The following is a 16,931-nucleotide window of genomic DNA, read 5'->3' as shown; positions in this document are numbered from 1 at the left end:
TAAAAACATGGTGCTCTTTTTACAGCCATGCCATGGCCATCGCTAATAAAAAAGCGGGTAGTCGGACCCACCGACTACCCGCTTTTTCTTGCATCGCGCTCGGCGTTTAATCGGCTACCGACAAACGCACCATGTGGTAACTCAGCGGCGCGACTCTGCCCTCGAGCGCCGTGCCGTCGACGCTGAGCCCCCGGCCCGTGGTGGGGCGCACATGGTCGGGGCGCTCGGCGGTGTTGGCCGCTTTCATGTCGGGGTAGTCGAGGGTCTGGTGCTCCTCGAGCCGGCAGGCCGTGAAGCCGCCGAGATCGACATCGAGATCGAGCGCCTCGTCGGGGTGACGATTGACGATGAACAGGGCGATGCTCCCCTGTGCTTCGTCGTGCACGGCGGAAACGTCCAGGTAAGCGACATCGCCGAGTTCGCCGGCCTGATAGGTGGGGCTGTCGACGGCCAGTCGCAGCGCCTTGCCACGGCCGAAACGCGATGCGAAATACAGCGGGTAGAAGATCGTCTGACGCCAGGCGCTGCCGCCGCTTTCGGTCATGATCGGTGCGATGACGTTGACCAGCTGCGCGATGCAGGCGATGCGCACGCGGTCGGAACGGCGGATGAAGGTGTTGAGCACGCAGCCGATCAGCAGGGCATCCTCGACGTTGTAGGCGTCCTCGAGGATCGCCGGCGCGAAGGGCCAGTCGTTGCCCTGGAGGATGCGCTTGTCGCGTTCGGTGCTGTGATACCAGACGTTCCACTCGTCGAAGCAGATGTGCACGTCCTTGGTGGAGCGCTTCTTGGCCTTGATGTAGTCGATCACGCCGGCGATAGAGCCGATGTAGCGGTCGAGCTTCTCGTTGAGCGCCAGATAGCTGCCCAGGTCGTCGGCATAGTTGGTGAAGTACATGTGCAGCGAGATGTAGTCGACCGTTTCGTAGCAGTGGTCGAGCACGGTGGCTTCCCATTCGGGGTAGCTGGCCATGTCGGGGTTGGAGGAGCCGCAGGCGACCAGCTCGAGGCTGCCGTCGTAGGCCTTCAGGGCCTTGCCTGTCTCGTTGGCGAGATGCCCGTATTCGGCGGCGTTCTTGTGGCCGACCTGCCAGGGACCGTCCATCTCGTTGCCCAGGCACCAGAGCTTGACGTTCCACGGCGCCCGACGGCCGTTGCGAATCCGCAGGTCGCTCCAGGCGCTGCCCTCGGGGTGGTTGACGTATTCGAGGAAGTTGCGGGCGGCGTCGATGCCGCGCGAGCCGAGATTGACCGCCAGCATCATGTCGATGCCGGCCCGCTCGCACCAGTCGGCGAACTCGTGGATACCCACCTGATTGGATTCGCGACTGTGCCAGGCCAGGTCGAGGCGTACCGGGCGCTCCTCGCGCGGGCCGATGCCATCCTCCCAGTTGTAGGCGGAGACGAAGTTCCCGCCCGGGTAGCGCACGATGGGGGGCGCCAGCTCCTTGACCAGGCCGAGCACGTCGCGGCGAAAACCATCGTTGTCCGCCTCGGGGTGGCCGGGCTCGTAGATGCCGTTGTAGATGGCTCGGCCCATGTGCTCGAGAAAGGCGCCGTAGAGGCGGTCGTCGATCTCGCTGATGACGAAGTCGCGATGCAGGGTCACTCGGGTGTGCATGGTGTTCTCCATGGCGTCGTTTACAAGAAGCGTTGGCTCAGGAAAGCGCAGAGCCGCCGGCGGATGAAGGCGTCAGGGTCGACTCGTCAGCGTCGTCACGGTCACCGTGACGGGCCTCCAGATCATGTCGGACCTGGTCCATGGCCCGGTCATCGAGGCCGAAGAACCAGATGGCGATGGCCAGCACCAGACTGATGGCCGCCGGAATCAACGTCAGCATCAGGCTGATGGCATTGAGGGCATCGGCACTTTGTTGCTCGACACCTGCCTCATAGCCGCCCCAGGACAGCAAGAAGCCGATCATGCCGCCGGAGAAGGCCAGGCCGAGCTTGAGGAAGAACAGGTTGCCGGCGAAGGCGACGCCGGTGTTGCGCGTGCCGGTCTTCCACTCGCCGTAGTCCTCGGCGTCGGCCATCAAGGCCCAGGAGATCGGCGTACCGATGCCGTGCATGAAGTTGACGATGACGAACAGCGCGGTGGCCAGGATCGCCAGATTGCCCGGTACCAGATAAAGCAGTACCGAGGCGAGAATCAGCGCGCTGGTACTGGCCAGGAAGACGCTACGCTTGCTGATGCGATTGCTGAACCAGGTGGAAATGGCGGTGCCGGCGATCTTGCCGATCACGCCGGAAGTGACGAACACGGAAATGCCGGTAGCGCCCAGGCCCAGTACATAGGTGGCGAAGTAGATCGCCGCGCCCTGGCGGAGGAAGAACTGCAGTGCCTGCAGGAAAGTGATGCCCAGAATGATCAGCCATTTCTCGTTCCTGGCCAGTGCCTTGAGGATGGTCAGCAGACCTTCCTGCTGGGAGACGGGGGGCTGGATGCGCTCCTTAACGGTGGCGAAGCAGAAAGCGAACATCGCCAGGGCGATCAGGGACATGATCAGCATCGCCCACTGGAAGCCCTGGGCCTGGTCGCCATCGCCCAGCCATTCGACCAGCGGCATCAGGCCGCTGTTGAGAATCAGGTAGGCGCCGCCGACCAGGATGAACCGATAGGACTGGCAGGAAACCCGCTCACGGTGATCGTGGGTGATCACCCCGCCCAGGGCGCAGTAGGGGATGTTCACCGCGGTATACAGTAGCGACATCGCAAAGTAGGTGGCGAAGGCGTAGCCGATCTTGGCCGACTCCGACCAGTCCGGCGTGGTGAACATCAGGACGCAGGCCGCGGCCAGGGGCACGGGAACGAAAAGGATATACGGCCTGAATCGCCCCCAGCGACTGCGGGTCCGGTCCGCCAGGGCACCCATGATCGGATCGGTAATGGCATCCACGAAGCGCATGGAGATGAAGATGGTGCCAACCACGGCGGGCGAGATGCCGTAGACATCGGTATAGAAATAAGAGAGATACATGACGACCGCGGCAAACGTCATGTTGTTGCCGGCATCGCCCATGCCGAAGCCGATCTTTTCCCGGATACTGAGTTTGGCGTTGCTCATGGCTGCAGGCTCCCGAGGGCTCGTTTTTGTTTAGCCTGCGAAGGGTAGGTGGGTTTTTTAAATCCCCGCTAATATGGGGATTTCTTTCTCTCCATATGCATATCGTTATCGAAACTGCCGGGGCGCGGCCATCACTGGCGTCGGTCTGGTGGCTTCGACCAAGGGCGGGCCACCAAAGTAGCAAGTTCAAAGTGCCCGGAACGGGAAGGCACCATGAGCGTGCAGGCCGATGCAGACCCGGGAGGAAGCGCCAGAAAAGCAAATCCCGGCCGTGTTCACGGCCGGGGCAGCATGTTGACGGGCCTGCCTTCCCGGCGGCGCCATCAAAGGCTCAATGCATGACCTTCCATAACTGGAGAAGGGGTTCCTTGATGCCGTTGCGTCTGGCGACGTACTCGGCTTCGCGTCGCGCGTTGGCGGCCTGCTCTACGCTCAACGGGCCTTCGTCGTCCAGGCGTCGTGCCGTGGCGATCGCATGCCCGGATTTGTAGATCATGCCCAGGCGGGCGGGGACAGTCTCCGTGGTTCTCTGCAGCTTATCCATGGTGCTCTCCTTTGCAGTACAAGGGCGTCACGTGCCCTTGCTTATTACGTTAGTACACATTCGGTTACCTTCAAAGCCTCTATGGGGTGCGCATCGCGACGTTCACGGCAACGTCATCGGCTCTGGACGCGAGTGAGCTGCAGTCGACAGGGTCATGGCGGGAGTAGAGCGGGATCGGCGTCGCTCATGGGCGGCTGAGGCGCAGTTCAAGCTTATATTTTCATTGATTATTCTCCGTCGCTCGATTAGTTGAATTTACCCCTGTAAACGGCTCCAGTTCCCGCAATTGCGGGAGGCGTGCCTCGCTAGAATGGTGGCGATGCATCCCAGCATCCCTGTTTGACTGGCGCCTTCCCGGGCGCCGGTCCTTTTTTGCGCGCCAGCTCCGCCGCTCAGGACGGCACGGCGGCCCTTGTCCCTTGGTCGAATGGCCCGGAGCTGACTTAGGTCGGCGTTCCGGCTTATCATTAACGCGCGATATCAGTCCTCCCCCGCGGCGCCTGCCCGCGGAGGCGGGCTGATTTTTTCGCGCTAACGCACATGGCATTAAGAGAAGGAGCCTCTATATGCTGCACCCTGCAATGACCCTGAACCGGCTGGATGCTGAGCGCCTGCAACGCTTGATCGATGAAATGGACGAGATCGACGATCGATGCCTGACCGGGGTGCTTCAGGGCAAGCTCGACCTGGGGATCGTATTCGATCCGCAGGAGCTGCCCGCCAGCGTCGTCAGCATGAACACCCGGATTCGCCTGACCGATCCGAACGACGGACGCTCGACCACCCGCACCCTGGTCTTTCCGCATTCGCTGGGCAGCATCCGGGACGGCCTGTCGGTGTTCACCGATCTGGGCGCCGACCTGCTGGGGCGCTGTCTCGGCGACTGCGTGACCTGGCCGCGGGTGGATGGCTGCCGGCAGACGCTACGCATCGACGCGATCCTCTGGCAGCCGGAGGCATCGGGTCAGTTCCATCGTTGAGGAAAGAAGGATGAGCAACGCATGCCGCTGACGCTCTGGTTTTCGCTCGCCGCCGTCTGCGCGATGGGCGCGATGTCGCCCGGTCCCAGCCTGGCGATGGTGCTGCGGCATACGCTCGGTGGCGGACGCACGCCGGGGGTGATCGCCAGCCTCGCCCATGCCATGGGCGTGGGACTGTACGCGCTGCTGACGGTATGGGGGCTGGGCGCGGTTATCAGCCGTCAGCCGATGCTGTTCACGCTGATCACCTGGGGTGGGGCGGCTTACCTTGCCTGGCTGGGCATCAAGGCGTTGCGCGCCGGGCGCGATGGTGCGCTGGAGGCGCAGGGCACCGCCACCGGTCCGGTTCAGGCGGCCAGGGACGGCGTGCTGGTGGCGCTGGGCAATCCCAAGCTGATCCTGTTCTTCGTCGCCCTGCTCAGCCAGTTCGTCAGCGCCGACATGGCGTGGCCCGCCAAGGCGCTGATCGTCGCCACGGCGACGCTGATCGACGGCGGCTGGTACGTGCTGGTGGCGCTGGCGCTGTCGCACTCCGCGGTGCTGCCGTGGCTGCAGGCCCGCGCCCACTGGATCAACCGCATCACCGGTGTCTTGCTGATCGCCCTGGCGCTGCGGGTGCTGGTCGGCTGAGGCCGGCCTCAGGGCTCGATGCGCGCGAGTATCGCATCCAGCGGCGTGTCCATCGGCAGCACGCCGTAGACCGGGCTGACGGTGTCGCCGAGCCGGCTGCGGCAGAAGCTGTCGCTGACCTCGCTGGGCGCATGCTGCAGAAGCAGCGCCGCCTGAAGGCACTGGGCCATGCGCTGGGTCAGCCAGCGGGCGTTGGCCTCGAGCGCTGCGCGCGGTTCACCGAACGCCTTTTCCAGCGCCTCAACGGCCCGCGCATAGGCCGGCGACAACCCGCGTGCGGGGGCGAGTTCCTCCCGCAACGCGTCGAAGCATTCCGGGTGGCGATCGAATACCCGCAGCACGTCCAGGCAGATCACGTTGCCGGAACCCTCCCAGATCGAATTGACCGGAGCCTCGCGGTAGAGCCGTGCGAGCGGCGTCTCCTCGACGTAGCCGATGCCGCCCAGGCACTCCATGGCCTCGGCCATGAAGCCGGGGCCACGCTTGTTGTGCCAGTACTTGCCGAGTGCCGGCAGCAGTCGCGCCAGGGCCTGTTCGTGGGCGTCCCCGGGGGTGTCGAAGGCCCGCGCGGTGCGCATCACCAGCGCCAGGCTGGCTTCGCTTTCCAGCGCCAGATCGGCGACCACCCGACGCATCAGCGGCTGCTCGCCGAGGGGGCGGCCGAAGGCCTGGCGGCGGTTCACGTGCTCCCAGGCCTCGAGCAGCGCCTGTCTCATCATGCCGGCCGGCGCGGTAGCGGCGTCGAGCCGGGTCTGCTGGACCATCTCGAGAATCGTCGCAATGCCGCGGCCGGGCTCGCCGACCGCCTCGGCGTAGGCCTCGCGGTATTCGATCTCGGCCGAGGCGTTGGCGCGATTACCGCACTTGTCCTTGAGCCGCTGAATCTCGAGGGCGTTGCGCTGGCCGTCGGGGGTAAAGCGGGGCACCAGGAAGCAGCTCAGGCCATCGTCGGTCTGCGCCAGGGTCAGGAAGGCGTCGGACATCGGGGCACTGCAGAACCATTTGTGGCCGGTAAGCCGGTAGCCGTCGCCGGTGCGTTCGGCCTGGGTGGTGTTGGCGCGAACGTCGCTGCCGCCCTGTTTCTCGGTCATTGCCATGCCCAGGGAAGCGGCGGGCTTTTCCCAGGCGGGTACCGCGCGTTCGTCGTAATCCCAGGCCAGCAGCCGCGCCTGCCATTCGTCGAACACCCGCGGCTCGCGGCGCAGCGCAGGAATCGCCGCATGGGTCATGGTCACCGGGCAGCAGAAACCGGGCTCGGCCTGGGTCAGCAGGTAGAGCGCGGCGACATGCGCCTGATGGCCGCCGTGGTGCTCCTCCTCCCAGGCCACGGCATGCCAGCCGTTGTCGAAGGCCAGGTGCATCAGTTCATGGTAGGCGGGGTGGTAGACGACCTCGTCGAGGCGGCGGCCGTGCCGGTCGAACAGACGCAGCTCGGGCGGGTGGCGATTGGCGGCGTCGCCCAGCGCCTGGACTTCGCGGCTGCCCACGGCGACGCCCAGCGACTCGAGCCGTCGTGCCACCCAGTCGGGGGCTTCGCGGTCCAGCGCCTCGCGCAGCGGCCGATCGAGCGCGAACAGGTCGCGGTCGCGGGGGGCGGGTGGTTGATTGTCGACCCGATGGGTGGCGAGCTGGCTGCGCGGCGCGTGGTCGGTCATGGCGACCTCTCCAATGATGTTCCTCACGTCGTCGCTGCTTCGCTGAGAGGCACCCCGGTGCCGGGAGAAGCAGGCGACGCGTCACGGTATTTCGAGCATGGCGTCGGCGCATGCGCCGGTCAATCACGACCATCGGCGAGTGGCGCTACGGCGACGCTTGCTGGTGGTTCGCCACGCGCGACACGGGAAGCGACCTCGCAATACCTGTTTGCGACATGAATGTCGTTGACGAGTGCGTTTCCCCCCGCCTATCCGCAAGAATGCACTATCAGTCTGTCGCGTTCGGTGTATATCCTGACGCAGTGGGCGGCAGGCGCACCATAACAAGCACAACAGGACCCTTCGGCGAGACCGAGGGGCGGACCCCGTGGAAGAGGAGATCGCCATGGCATCTTCCCAGGCTGTAAATGCATCGTCGGCGGCCGCGCGGGCCGTTGTCCCCCAGACGCTAGGCTTCCTGCTGCTGGAAAACTTCACCCTGATCTCGCTGGCCTCGGCCATCGAACCGCTGCGCATGGCCAACCAACTGGCCGGTCGCGAGCTCTACCGCTGGTATACGCTGAGTCACAACGGCGAGCCGGTGCGGGCCAGCGACGGCCTGCAGATCACTCCCGACGCGGCGACGCATATCCCGTTGTCGCTCGACTGGGTGGTGGTGTGCGGCGGCGTCGCGCCGCATCGCGGCGTGACCCGCGAGCACATCGCCTGGTTGCAGAGCCAGTCGCGGCTCTCGCGGCGGCTGGGGTCGGTCTGCACCGGCAGCTGGGCACTGGCCAAGGCCGGGCTGCTCGACGGCTACGAGACCAGCATTCACTGGGAGTGTCTGGCGGCGATGCAGGAAGCGTTCCCGCGGGTGCCGTTGACTACCCGGCTGTTCTCGATCGACCGCGACCGCTTCACCGCCTCCGGTGGCACCGCGCCGCTCGACATGATGCTCAACCTGATTGGGCATGATCATGGCCGGGAGCTGGCCGCCGGCATCTCCGAGATGTTCATCTACGACCGGGTGCGCAACGAACAGGACCAGCAACGGGTGCCGCTCAAGCACGTGCTGGGCACCACCCAGCCCAAGCTGCTGGAGATCGTCGCGTTGATGGAGGCCAACCTCGAGGAGCCCATCGGCCTCGACGAGCTGGCAAGCTACGTCGACGTCTCGCGGCGTCAGCTCGAACGGCTGTTCCAGAAGTATCTCAACTGCTCGCCGTCGCGCTACTACCTCAAGCTGCGCCTGACCCGGGCGCGTCAGCTGCTCAAGCAGACACCGTTGTCGATCATCGAGGTCGCGTCGGCCTGCGGCTTCGTCTCCACGCCGCATTTCTCCAAGTGCTACCGCGAATACTTCGGCATTCCGCCGCGTGACGAGCGCAACGGCATCGATTCGCGCCAGGGGCGAGACACGCCGGGCGAGCGTGAGCCGCGGGTGAGAATGACCCTGACGGCGCCCCCCGCCGAGCCGATGTCGAGCGCGGTACTGGCGCTGGCCCAGGCGCAGGGCGAGCCGACCTACGCCAGCGTGCCGTTGCGCTAGCGGCGCTACACGACAGCGTGCCGGGCCGGCAATCGCCAGTCCGGTGCGTTGCGTTGGCCGCCATCCGTCGCCGTGGCGTCCTGTGTTGTTATACTCGCCGGGTCTTCGCACGCACGGGAACGCCATCGCATGTCTCACCACTGGCCACGCAGGCTGCTGCGCTATCTGCTGCTGGGCATCGCCGCCTTCGTACTCGCCTCGCTGGGCCTGGTGATGTTCTTTCGCGTGGTGCCGGTGTTCGGCTCGATGGTGATGGTCGAGCGCAAGGTGGAGTCGTGGGTGGGCGGTGAGTCGTTGGACATCCAGCAGGCCTGGATGCCCTGGGGGCGGCTGTCGGATCACGCCAAGCTGGCGGTGATCGCCGCCGAGGACCAGAAGTTTCCCGACCACCACGGCTTCGACTTCGGCCAGTTGCGTCGGGCGATCGCCGCCTGGCAGGCCGGCGACAGCCTGCGCGGGGCGAGCACCATCAGCCAGCAGACCGCCAAGAACCTGTTCCTGTGGACCGGCCGCAACTGGCTGCGCAAGGGCCTGGAAGCCTGGTTCACCGTGCTCATCGAGACGCTGTGGCCCAAGCAGCGCATCCTCGAGGTGTATCTCAACATCGTCGAATGGGACACCGGCGTATTCGGCCTGGAAGCGGCTGCCCGGCATTATTTCGGCGTCTCCGCCGACCAGCTCAGCGTCGTCCAGGCCAGCCGGCTGGCGGCCATCCTGCCCAACCCGCGCGAGCGCAGCGCCTCGCGGCCCTCCTCGGCGACACTCCAGCGCAGCCAGTGGATCCAGCGCCAGATGCGCCAGCTCGGTGGCACGGCCTACCTCGAGCGGCTGTGAATTCAAGCCGGCCATGGCGGTGCTCATACCCCAAGGGTGATCGCGGCATGGCGGGATTGGTATTGGCACCCTCGCGGCGGCGCCGGTAAGGTGAGCAGCAATTTCACTGCCGAGGTACCTTGCGATGACTCCCCTGAAGATCGGCATCGTCGGCGTGGGCAAGATCGCCCGCGACCAGCACCTGCCCGCCCTCGAGGCCAACCCCGACTACCAGCTGGTGGCCATCGCCAGCCGCAATGCGGCGTTGTCCGGGGTCGCCAACTTCCTGTCGCAGGAGGCGATGCTCGAGGCGATGCCCGAACTCGACGCGGTGTCGCTGTGCGCACCGCCCACCGTGCGCTACGCCCAGGCCAGGCAGGCGCTGGCCGCCGGCAAGCACGTGATGCTCGAGAAGCCGCCCGGCGCCACGCTGAGCGAGGTCGAGGACCTGGCCCGCCTGGCCCGCCAGGCCGGGCGCACGCTGTTCGCCACCTGGCATTCGCGGCACGCGCCGGGCGTGTCGCCGGCCCGCGACTGGCTGGCCGGGCGTACCATTCGCGGCGTGGAGATCGAGTGGAAGGAAGACGTGCGCGTCTGGCACCCCGGCCAGGCGTGGATCTTCGAGCCCGGCGGCATGGGCGTGTTCGATCCCGGCATCAATGCGCTGTCGATCGCCACCGCGATCCTGCCGCGGGCGTTCCATCTGCGCGAGGCGATGCTGCAGGTGCCGGAGAACCGCCAGGCGCCGATCGCCGCGCAACTGAGCTTCAGCGACGCTGCCGAGACGCCGATCCTCGCCGACTTCGATTTCCGTCAGACCGGCCCGCAGACCTGGGACATCCACGTCGATACCGATGCCGGCCGACTGACCCTGAGCAAGGGCGGCAGCGAGCTGTACATCGACGGCGAGCGCCAGCCGACGGGCGAAGAGCAGGAGTACCCGGGGCTCTACGCACGCTTCGCCGAGCTCGTCGCTGCCGGCGAGTCGGACGTCGACATCGCGCCGCTGCGGCATGTCGCCGACGCCTTCCTGCTCGGTCGGCGCGAGTCGGTCGAGGCGTTCCACGATGAGTGATCCGGGCCCGGCGCCCGCTCGCCTCAGGTCCTGCGGTGCTGGTGGACGATCAGCTCGCGCAGGGTGCTCATCAGCGCCCCCGCGCCGGGCGACAGGCGCTGCTTGCGCAGACTCACCAGCCCGTAGGGCTGGACGCTCAACGATTCGCTGAACGGCAGCAGCCGAAAGCGCTGCGGGGCGCACAGCAGGTCGGCGACCTGGCGCGAGGTCACGGTCAGGGTGTCGGACTTGGCGACCAGCGCCAGCGACACCAGGATGTCCGGCGTGTCGACGATCTGCCCCGGCGGCAGCACGCCATGCTGCAGCAGCAGGTGGTCGACACGCTGGCGCATCAGTGCGCCGCTGGGTTGCAACGACCAGGGGTAGGCGGCCATGGCGGCCAGGTCGGGCATCGCCACGCCGGCCAGCGGGTGGCCCGCGCGGCAGACGAAGCAGATCTCCTCTTCGCCGATCTCCTCGAACACGAACTGCTCGGCGGGGAAACCCTCGGGGATGCGGGTGATGGCGAAATCGAATTCGCCCTCCATCAGCCGGGGAATCAGCGACTTGCTGACGTCGACATCGACGCTCACCTTGAGCCCCGGCAGTTCGCGATGGACCCGTTCGATGGCACTGGCGAGGATCGTCACCGCCGGTGCCATCACCGTGCCCACCGAGACGACGCCGGCGTTGCCCTCGCGCAGGGCGTTGAGTTCCTCGCCGGCATGATGGAGTTCGGAAAGGATGCTGCGGGCGTGACGGATCACGATCTCGCCGTACCAGTTGGGCGTGACCCCGCGTGAATGGCGCTCGAACAGCGTGACGCCGAGCTGGGACTCGAGATCGCCGAGCAGCTTGGAGGCCGCCGGTTGGCTTATCGCCAGGCTGGCCGCGGCGCGGTGCAGGTTGCGATGCTCCTCCAGGGCCAGGAACAGCTGCAGATGGCGTAACTTTAGTCGTACGCGCAGAAACCAGTCCGGCGCCAATGTTCCCTTGTCATCCTGTTCTTTCATGGCCGATAACTTTTTTGATATCTGTTGTGTGAAGCGCATTATTAGCTGTGCCTTTTCCCGCTGTCTAACCTGCAAGGGCAACGACAACAAGCATCCACGGGAAAGGAGCATCGCATGCCACGGATCATTCATCATCGACAACACGGCCAGTGCCTGTTGCTGAGCGCCTGTCTGGCCGCCGCGCTCCCCGGGTCTGCAATGGCCGATGACACCAGCAACCAGGGCGGTTCTGCGCCGCAAACCGCTTCGCTGGAGGGCGTGGAGAAGTCGTCCTTCGGCAAGATGCCGGACGGCCGCCAGGTGGACGTCTATCGGATCAGCAACGACAACGGCATCGAGATGCGGGTGATCACCTATGGCGGCATCATCGTCTCGCTACGCACGCCCGACGCCCAGGGCAATGTCGATGACATCGTGCTTGGCTTCGATTCGCTGGACGGCTATCTGTCCGATACCTACCAGCAGGTCAATCCCTATTTCGGCGCGCTGATCGGGCGCTACGGCAACCGTATCGCCAACGGCCAATTCAGGCTCAACGACGAGACCCATGAGCTGGCGACCAATGACGGCGACAACCACCTTCATGGCGGAGACAAGGGCTTCAATCAGCGACTCTGGCAGGCCGAGCCGTTCTCCAACGCGCAGGGTGCCGGAGTGATCCTGCGCTACACAAGTGCCGATGGCGAAGAGGGCTATCCCGGACGCCTGAAAACCCGCGTGACCTACACCCTGACCGATGACGACGCCCTCGAGATCGACTACCACGCCACCACCACCGAGGCGACGCCGGTCAATCTCACCCAGCACAGCTATTTCAATCTGAACGGCGAGGGCAACGACAGCATTCTCGACCATCGGTTGCTGATCAATGCCGAGGCTTTCACGCCGATCGACGAGTCGCTGATTCCTACCGGCGAGATTCGTCCGGTGGCCGGTACGCCGCTCGACTTCACCGAACCGACGCCGATCGGTGCGCGCATCGAAGCCGACAACCAGCAGCTCGAGTTCGCCAAGGGCTACGACCACAATTTCGTGCTCAAGCGTGAAGCGCCCCAGAGTGAAGCGCTGGTGCTCGCCGCTCGCGTCTGGGAACCCGACACCGGCCGCGTGCTGGAGGTGGCCACCAACGAGCCGGGCATCCAGTTCTATTCGGGCAATTTCCTGGCCGGCAAACTGACCGGCAAGGGCGGCCAGGCCTACGCTCATCGCAGTGGCTTCGCCCTCGAGACCCAGCACTTCCCCGACTCGCCCAATCACCCCGATTTTCCCTCGACGATTCTGCGGCCGGGCGAGACCTATCAATCGCAGACCGTCTATCGCTTTTCGACCGCCGAATCCCCCGATGAAATGAAATAAGGCGCTCAGGGATAAGCGGAAAAGGCCGCCCGTCGGGTGGCTTTTTTTTCGTTCTGCAGCGCGGGGAAGGACGATGGCCGCGAACGACTTTAGTCGCAATGAGTCTGACATTAGTCGTAGCCATCGAGGCCATTCGATGGTCGTGGGGCGCAACTGACCAAGCCTGTCTATCTTCTGATAACCAAAACGATATCCTCCCGTCGAGCAAAGGGTATTGGTCGCCCGAGCGCGGGCCGACTAATTTCACTGGGTGCTCGCAGGATCGGCCGCCGTGGCGCCCGATCACAACAACAAAACCTGTGCCCTCTGGGCAGGAGAACGCCGAATGTCATTGACTCACACGCTGTCACGTCTCGCGCTGGGCGCCGGCCTGGCGCTGAGCTCGTTCACTCTGGCGCAGGCCGCCGACGACGAGGTCAAGATCGGCTTCATCGTCAAGAAGCCGGAGCAGGCCTGGTTCATCAACGAGCAGCAGGCCGCCACCGATCTCGGCGAGGAAAAGGGCTTCGAGGTGGTGCGGCTGTCCGGCGAGGATGGCCAGCAGGTGCTCAGCGCCATCGACAACCTCAATTCGCAGGGCGCCCAGGGCTTCGTCATCTGCCCGCCCGACGTGCGCCTGGGGCCGGCGATCATGAACCGCGCCGAGCAGTACGGCATGAAGGTGGTCACCGTCGACGACCGCTTCGTGGGCGCCGACGGCGAACCGATGGAGGGCGTGCCGCACCTGGGCATGTCGGGTTACAAGATCGGCCAGCAGGTGGGCAACGCCATCGCCGCGGAGATGGAAAAGCGCGGCTGGGATCCGGAGAACGTCGCCGCGCTGCGCATTACCAACTATGAGCTGCCCACCGCCAAGGAGCGCACCGACGGGGCCACCGACGCGCTGCTCGAATCCGGCTTCGAGGAAGCCAACATCTTCGATGCACCACAGCAGAACACCGATACCAGCAGCGCCTTCGCCGCGGCATCGCCGGTGCTGTCCAAGAACGGCGATTTCGAGCACTGGGTGATCTACGCGCTCAACGAGGAGAGCGTGCTCGGCGGGGTGCGCGCCAGCGAGCAGTACGGGCTGTCCGCCGACCAGGTTATCGGCGTCGGCATCAACGGCTCGGGGGCGGCGTTCGCCGAGTTCTCGCGCGAGAAGCCCACCGGTTTCCACGGCACCGTGGCGGTGAGTTCGACCATGCACGGCAGCCAGAGCGCCGACAATCTCTATACCTGGATCACCGAGGGCGAGAAGCCGCCGGCCAATACCGAAACCACCGGCACGCTGATGACCCGCGACAACTGGGAGCAGGTCCGCGAGGAACTCAACCTGTAGCGGCAGGCCAGGCTCGACCCGAAGGCCGGCTTGCCGGCCCGGGCCTGACGCCGGGGCGCCTGTCGCCCCGGTTCCCTTCGAATAACCACGTCGCCTGCGGGAGTCATGCCATGGCAGACCCTTATCTTCGCGTCGACGGCATTACCGTCGAGTTCCCCGGCGTGCGCGCGCTCGACGACGTCAGCTTCAGCGCCCGGGCCGGTGAGGTCCATGCCCTGATGGGCGAGAACGGCGCCGGCAAGTCGACCCTGCTCAAGGTGCTCAGCGGGGTCAACAAGGTCACCGCCGGGGCGCTGTGGATCAACGGCGAGCGCCACGTCTTCAACAACGCCCGCGAGGCGCTCAACCAGGGCATCGCGATCATCTACCAGGAATTGACGCTGTCGCCCAACCTGTCGGTGGCCGAGAACCTGCTGCTCGGGCAACTGCCCGAGCGTCGCGGCTTCATCGACCGCCGCCAGTTGCGCGAGCGTGCCCTCAAGGTGCTCGAGGACCTCGGCGAGGCGAGCATTCACCCCGCCACCAAGGTCCGCGACCTGTCGATCGGCCAGCAGCAGATGATCGAGATCGGCCGCGCACTGCTGCGCGACACCCGGATCATCGCCTTCGACGAGCCCACCAGCAGCCTTTCCGTGCAGGAGATTCGCCACCTGAAGCGCATCGTCGCCCGGCTGCGCGACGAGGGCCGGGTGGTGCTCTACGTCACCCATCGCATGGAAGAGGTCTTCGAGATGTGCGATGCGCTGACGGTGTTTCGCGACGGTCGTCATATCGCCACCCACGACACGCTGGTCGGCGTCGACCACGACACCCTGGTCAGCGAGATGGTGGGGCGCGAGATCGCCGACGTGTACGGCTACCGTCCGCGCCGGCACGGCGAGACCCTGATGCGTCTCGAGGGTCTCAAGGGGCGCGGTGTGCGCGAGCCGGTCAGCTTCGAGGTCAGGCGCGGCGAGGTACTGGGGCTGTTCGGGCTGGTCGGCGCCGGGCGCAGCGAACTGATGCGGCTGGTCTGCGGTGTCGAAAGGGCCAGCGAGGGGGCGGTGAATTTTGCCGGCGAAACGCGACGCTTCACCAGCCCGCGCGAGGCGATACGCGCCGGCATCGCCATGTGCCCCGAGGATCGCAAGTCGCAGGGCATCTTTCCGGTGGCGAGTGTCGCCGACAATCTCAACATCAGTTGCCGACGCTTCTTCAAGCGCTGGGGGCTGTTCCGCCACGCCCGCCGCGAGACCGACAACGCCAACGATTATATCCACCAGCTGAGCATCAAGACCCCGGGGCCCAGGACCCCGATCAACAACCTGTCGGGCGGCAACCAGCAGAAAGTGATCGTGGCGCGCTGGCTGGCCGAGGAGATCGAGCTGTTCGTGATGGACGAGCCGACCCGCGGCATCGACGTCGGCGCCCGCCGCGACATCTACTCGCTGCTCTACGACCTCGCCGAGCAGGGCAAGAGCGTGGTGGTGATCTCCAGCGACCTGGCCGAGGTGAGCTCGATCTGCGATCGCATCGGCGTGATGCGCGACGGCGCGCTGATCGACATCGTCGATCGCGACGAGGCCACCCCCGAACGTCTGCTGGGTCTGGCATTGCCGGCCTGACAATCCCGCCGAAGCTTTCAGAGAGGAATTACCCATGTCCAGTGAAAAGACCGCTTCCTCCACGGCGGTGCAACCCGGGGGACGGCGCGGCTTGCCCAAGCCGCTGCGCACGCTGCTCGATACCTCCGGGCTGATCGCCATCTTCATCCTGCTGTTCATCGGCCTGTCGGTCCTGGTGCCCGATTTCCTGACCGGGCGCAACATCGTCGGCCTGCTGCTCTCGGTGACGCTGATCGGCACCATCGCCACGACCATGATGATGGTGCTGGCGCTGGGCGAGGTCGATCTGTCGGTGGCCTCGATCGTCGCCTTCGCCGGGGTCGTCGCGGCGGTGATCACCTCGACCTCGGGCAGCGTGGTCATCGGCGTGCTCGGCGGTGTGGCCGCCGGCGGCGCGGTGGGCGCCTTCAACGGTTTCGTGGTGGCGCGCTTCGGCATCAACTCGCTGATCGCCACGCTGGCGGCGATGGAGTTCGTGCGCGGGCTGGCCTACATCACCTCCGGCGGCGACGCGGTGATGATCACCGTGCCGGGGTTCTTCGAACTGGGCAGCGCCTCCTTCCTGGGCCTGACCCTGCCGGTGTGGACGATGATCGCGTGCTTCGTGATCTTCGGTGTGCTGCTCAACCTGACAGCCTTCGGCCGCAACGTGCTGGCCACCGGCGGCAACGCCGAGGCGGCGAGCCTGGCCGGGGTCAACGTGCGCCGGCTCAAGATCACCGTGTTCGCGCTGCAGGGCGTGGTCGCCGGCATCGCCGGGGTGCTGCTCACCTCGCGCATGGGCCTGGGCGATCCCAACACCTCGCTGGGGCTGGAACTCGCGGTGATCTCGGCCTGCGTGCTGGGCGGCGTGTCGCTCTCCGGCGGCGTGGCATCGATCACCGGCGTGCTGGTCGGGGTACTGATCATGGGCTGCGTGCAGAACGCCATGGGCCTGCTCAACGTGCCGACCTTCTATCAGTACCTGGTGCGCGGCGCGATCCTGCTGCTGGCGGTGATGTTCGACCGCTGGAAGCAGACACGTAGAGCGAAAGGGTAGGCGTACTTGGCCACACCTCGTCGCTACCGGCCCCGAGGGCAGGTCTTTGCGAAGGCGCTATGAACCCTTCCCTGGGCGCTACATTCGTCATCCCTGACGAATGACCTTCGCGTTGACCTGTCCGCGGGACCGCGCCGGCTATGTTTTGAATCGCACTTTTAGGGAACTCTTCATGACCGATAAAAGACCGCTGCGCAGCGCCGCCTGGTTCGGCACGGCCGACAAGAACGGCTTCATGTACCGCAGCTGGATGAAGAACCAGGGCATCCCCGATCATGAGTTCCAGGGCAAGCCGATCATCGGCATCTGCAACACCTGGTCGGAGC

General features: G+C 65.6%; 14 protein-coding genes and 1 pseudogene. 10 read left to right on the top strand and 5 right to left on the bottom strand.

Features of this window, described 5'->3' with window-relative positions; translation table 11 throughout:
• Window positions 1-106 precede the first annotated feature (106 nt).
• The 3 genes from arfA to HR9077_RS09755 form a co-directional block, all read right to left on the bottom strand.
• Window positions 107-1,621 carry an arabinosylfuranosidase ArfA gene (gene arfA, locus HR9077_RS09765; protein WP_136066818.1) on the bottom strand — a complete coding sequence of 505 codons (1,515 nt, stop codon included), beginning with the start codon at window positions 1,619-1,621 and terminating at the stop codon, window positions 107-109.
• A 37-nt stretch (window positions 1,622-1,658) separates the two neighbouring features.
• Window positions 1,659-3,068: an MFS transporter gene (locus HR9077_RS09760; RefSeq protein ID WP_136066817.1), complete on the bottom strand. Its 1,410-nt coding sequence runs from the start codon at window positions 3,066-3,068 to the stop codon at window positions 1,659-1,661.
• A gap of 331 nt (window positions 3,069-3,399) precedes the next feature.
• The gene (locus HR9077_RS09755; RefSeq protein WP_136066816.1) at window positions 3,400-3,612 is read right to left on the bottom strand and encodes a hypothetical protein; all 213 of its coding nucleotides are present in this window, start codon (window positions 3,610-3,612) and stop codon (window positions 3,400-3,402) included.
• A gap of 566 nt (window positions 3,613-4,178) precedes the next feature.
• Here HR9077_RS09755 and HR9077_RS09750 point away from each other — a divergent pair.
• Together HR9077_RS09750 and HR9077_RS09745 are read left to right on the top strand one after the other, a co-directional pair.
• Window positions 4,179-4,592, top strand: a complete 414-nt coding sequence (locus HR9077_RS09750) for a GreA/GreB family elongation factor (protein ID WP_136066815.1) — start codon at window positions 4,179-4,181, stop codon at window positions 4,590-4,592.
• Between the two features lie 21 nt (window positions 4,593-4,613).
• The gene (locus HR9077_RS09745; RefSeq protein WP_136066814.1) at window positions 4,614-5,222 is read left to right on the top strand and encodes a LysE family translocator; all 609 of its coding nucleotides are present in this window, start codon (window positions 4,614-4,616) and stop codon (window positions 5,220-5,222) included.
• 8 nt (window positions 5,223-5,230) lie between these two features.
• Here HR9077_RS09745 and HR9077_RS09740 read toward each other — a convergent pair whose 3' ends face one another.
• Entirely contained in the window at window positions 5,231-6,877 is a 1,647-nt protein-coding gene (locus HR9077_RS09740; RefSeq protein ID WP_136066813.1) for an acyl-CoA dehydrogenase family protein, read from the bottom strand.
• Window positions 6,878-7,262: 385 nt separating this feature from the next.
• Between HR9077_RS09740 and gbdR the strand changes: the two genes are divergently transcribed.
• From gbdR to HR9077_RS09725, 3 genes are all read left to right on the top strand, one after another.
• Window positions 7,263-8,405, top strand: a complete 1,143-nt coding sequence (gene gbdR, locus HR9077_RS09735) for a choline metabolism transcriptional regulator GbdR (RefSeq protein WP_136066812.1) — start codon at window positions 7,263-7,265, stop codon at window positions 8,403-8,405.
• A 129-nt stretch (window positions 8,406-8,534) separates the two neighbouring features.
• Complete coding sequence (mtgA, locus tag HR9077_RS09730; protein WP_136066811.1) at window positions 8,535-9,239, top strand: monofunctional biosynthetic peptidoglycan transglycosylase; 705 nt, start codon at window positions 8,535-8,537, stop codon at window positions 9,237-9,239.
• Between the two features lie 124 nt (window positions 9,240-9,363).
• Window positions 9,364-10,293: a Gfo/Idh/MocA family protein gene (locus HR9077_RS09725; RefSeq protein WP_136066810.1), complete on the top strand. Its 930-nt coding sequence runs from the start codon at window positions 9,364-9,366 to the stop codon at window positions 10,291-10,293.
• Between the two features lie 23 nt (window positions 10,294-10,316).
• On the opposite strand, the gene HR9077_RS09720 is transcribed toward HR9077_RS09725, so the two are convergent.
• Window positions 10,317-11,285, bottom strand: a complete 969-nt coding sequence (locus tag HR9077_RS09720) for a LysR substrate-binding domain-containing protein (protein ID WP_136066809.1) — start codon at window positions 11,283-11,285, stop codon at window positions 10,317-10,319.
• Between the two features lie 114 nt (window positions 11,286-11,399).
• Between HR9077_RS09720 and HR9077_RS09715 the strand changes: the two genes are divergently transcribed.
• The 5 genes and pseudogenes from HR9077_RS09715 to HR9077_RS22135 all read left to right on the top strand — a co-directional run.
• Entirely contained in the window at window positions 11,400-12,641 is a 1,242-nt protein-coding gene (locus HR9077_RS09715; protein WP_136066808.1) for an aldose epimerase family protein, read from the top strand.
• A 325-nt stretch (window positions 12,642-12,966) separates the two neighbouring features.
• Complete coding sequence (locus HR9077_RS09710; protein WP_136066807.1) at window positions 12,967-13,962, top strand: arabinose ABC transporter substrate-binding protein; 996 nt, start codon at window positions 12,967-12,969, stop codon at window positions 13,960-13,962.
• A gap of 110 nt (window positions 13,963-14,072) precedes the next feature.
• Entirely contained in the window at window positions 14,073-15,566 is a 1,494-nt protein-coding gene (gene araG, locus HR9077_RS09705) for an L-arabinose ABC transporter ATP-binding protein AraG (RefSeq protein WP_136066806.1), read from the top strand.
• A 34-nt stretch (window positions 15,567-15,600) separates the two neighbouring features.
• Entirely contained in the window at window positions 15,601-16,605 is a 1,005-nt protein-coding gene (araH, locus tag HR9077_RS09700) for an L-arabinose ABC transporter permease AraH (RefSeq protein ID WP_136066805.1), read from the top strand.
• 172 nt (window positions 16,606-16,777) lie between these two features.
• Window positions 16,778-16,931: pseudogene (locus HR9077_RS22135) on the top strand (dihydroxy-acid dehydratase); the annotation flags it as partial.

Origin of the sequence: Modicisalibacter radicis, assembly GCF_900961225.1 — a bacterium.
Classification (GTDB): Bacteria; Pseudomonadota; Gammaproteobacteria; order Pseudomonadales; family Halomonadaceae; genus Modicisalibacter.
The sequence above is the reverse complement of the archived record's forward strand: the minus strand, read 5'-3'. Positions and strand labels throughout refer to the sequence as shown.

What these genes read in the sequence shown, in the direction of transcription:
- arfA (WP_136066818.1), bottom strand. Translation starts at nt 1,621, where the DNA reads ATGCACACCCGAGTGACCCTGCATCGCGACTTCGTCATCAGCGAGATC.
- HR9077_RS09760 (WP_136066817.1), bottom strand. Translation starts at nt 3,068, where the DNA reads ATGAGCAACGCCAAACTCAGTATCCGGGAAAAGATCGGCTTCGGCATG.
- HR9077_RS09755 (WP_136066816.1), bottom strand. Translation starts at nt 3,612, where the DNA reads ATGGATAAGCTGCAGAGAACCACGGAGACTGTCCCCGCCCGCCTGGGC.
- HR9077_RS09750 (WP_136066815.1), top strand. Translation starts at nt 4,179, where the DNA reads ATGCTGCACCCTGCAATGACCCTGAACCGGCTGGATGCTGAGCGCCTG.
- HR9077_RS09745 (WP_136066814.1), top strand. Translation starts at nt 4,614, where the DNA reads ATGCCGCTGACGCTCTGGTTTTCGCTCGCCGCCGTCTGCGCGATGGGC.
- HR9077_RS09740 (WP_136066813.1), bottom strand. Translation starts at nt 6,877, where the DNA reads ATGACCGACCACGCGCCGCGCAGCCAGCTCGCCACCCATCGGGTCGAC.
- gbdR (WP_136066812.1), top strand. Translation starts at nt 7,263, where the DNA reads ATGGCATCTTCCCAGGCTGTAAATGCATCGTCGGCGGCCGCGCGGGCC.
- mtgA (WP_136066811.1), top strand. Translation starts at nt 8,535, where the DNA reads ATGTCTCACCACTGGCCACGCAGGCTGCTGCGCTATCTGCTGCTGGGC.
- HR9077_RS09725 (WP_136066810.1), top strand. Translation starts at nt 9,364, where the DNA reads ATGACTCCCCTGAAGATCGGCATCGTCGGCGTGGGCAAGATCGCCCGC.
- HR9077_RS09720 (WP_136066809.1), bottom strand. Translation starts at nt 11,285, where the DNA reads ATGAAAGAACAGGATGACAAGGGAACATTGGCGCCGGACTGGTTTCTG.
- HR9077_RS09715 (WP_136066808.1), top strand. Translation starts at nt 11,400, where the DNA reads ATGCCACGGATCATTCATCATCGACAACACGGCCAGTGCCTGTTGCTG.
- HR9077_RS09710 (WP_136066807.1), top strand. Translation starts at nt 12,967, where the DNA reads ATGTCATTGACTCACACGCTGTCACGTCTCGCGCTGGGCGCCGGCCTG.
- araG (WP_136066806.1), top strand. Translation starts at nt 14,073, where the DNA reads ATGGCAGACCCTTATCTTCGCGTCGACGGCATTACCGTCGAGTTCCCC.
- araH (WP_136066805.1), top strand. Translation starts at nt 15,601, where the DNA reads ATGTCCAGTGAAAAGACCGCTTCCTCCACGGCGGTGCAACCCGGGGGA.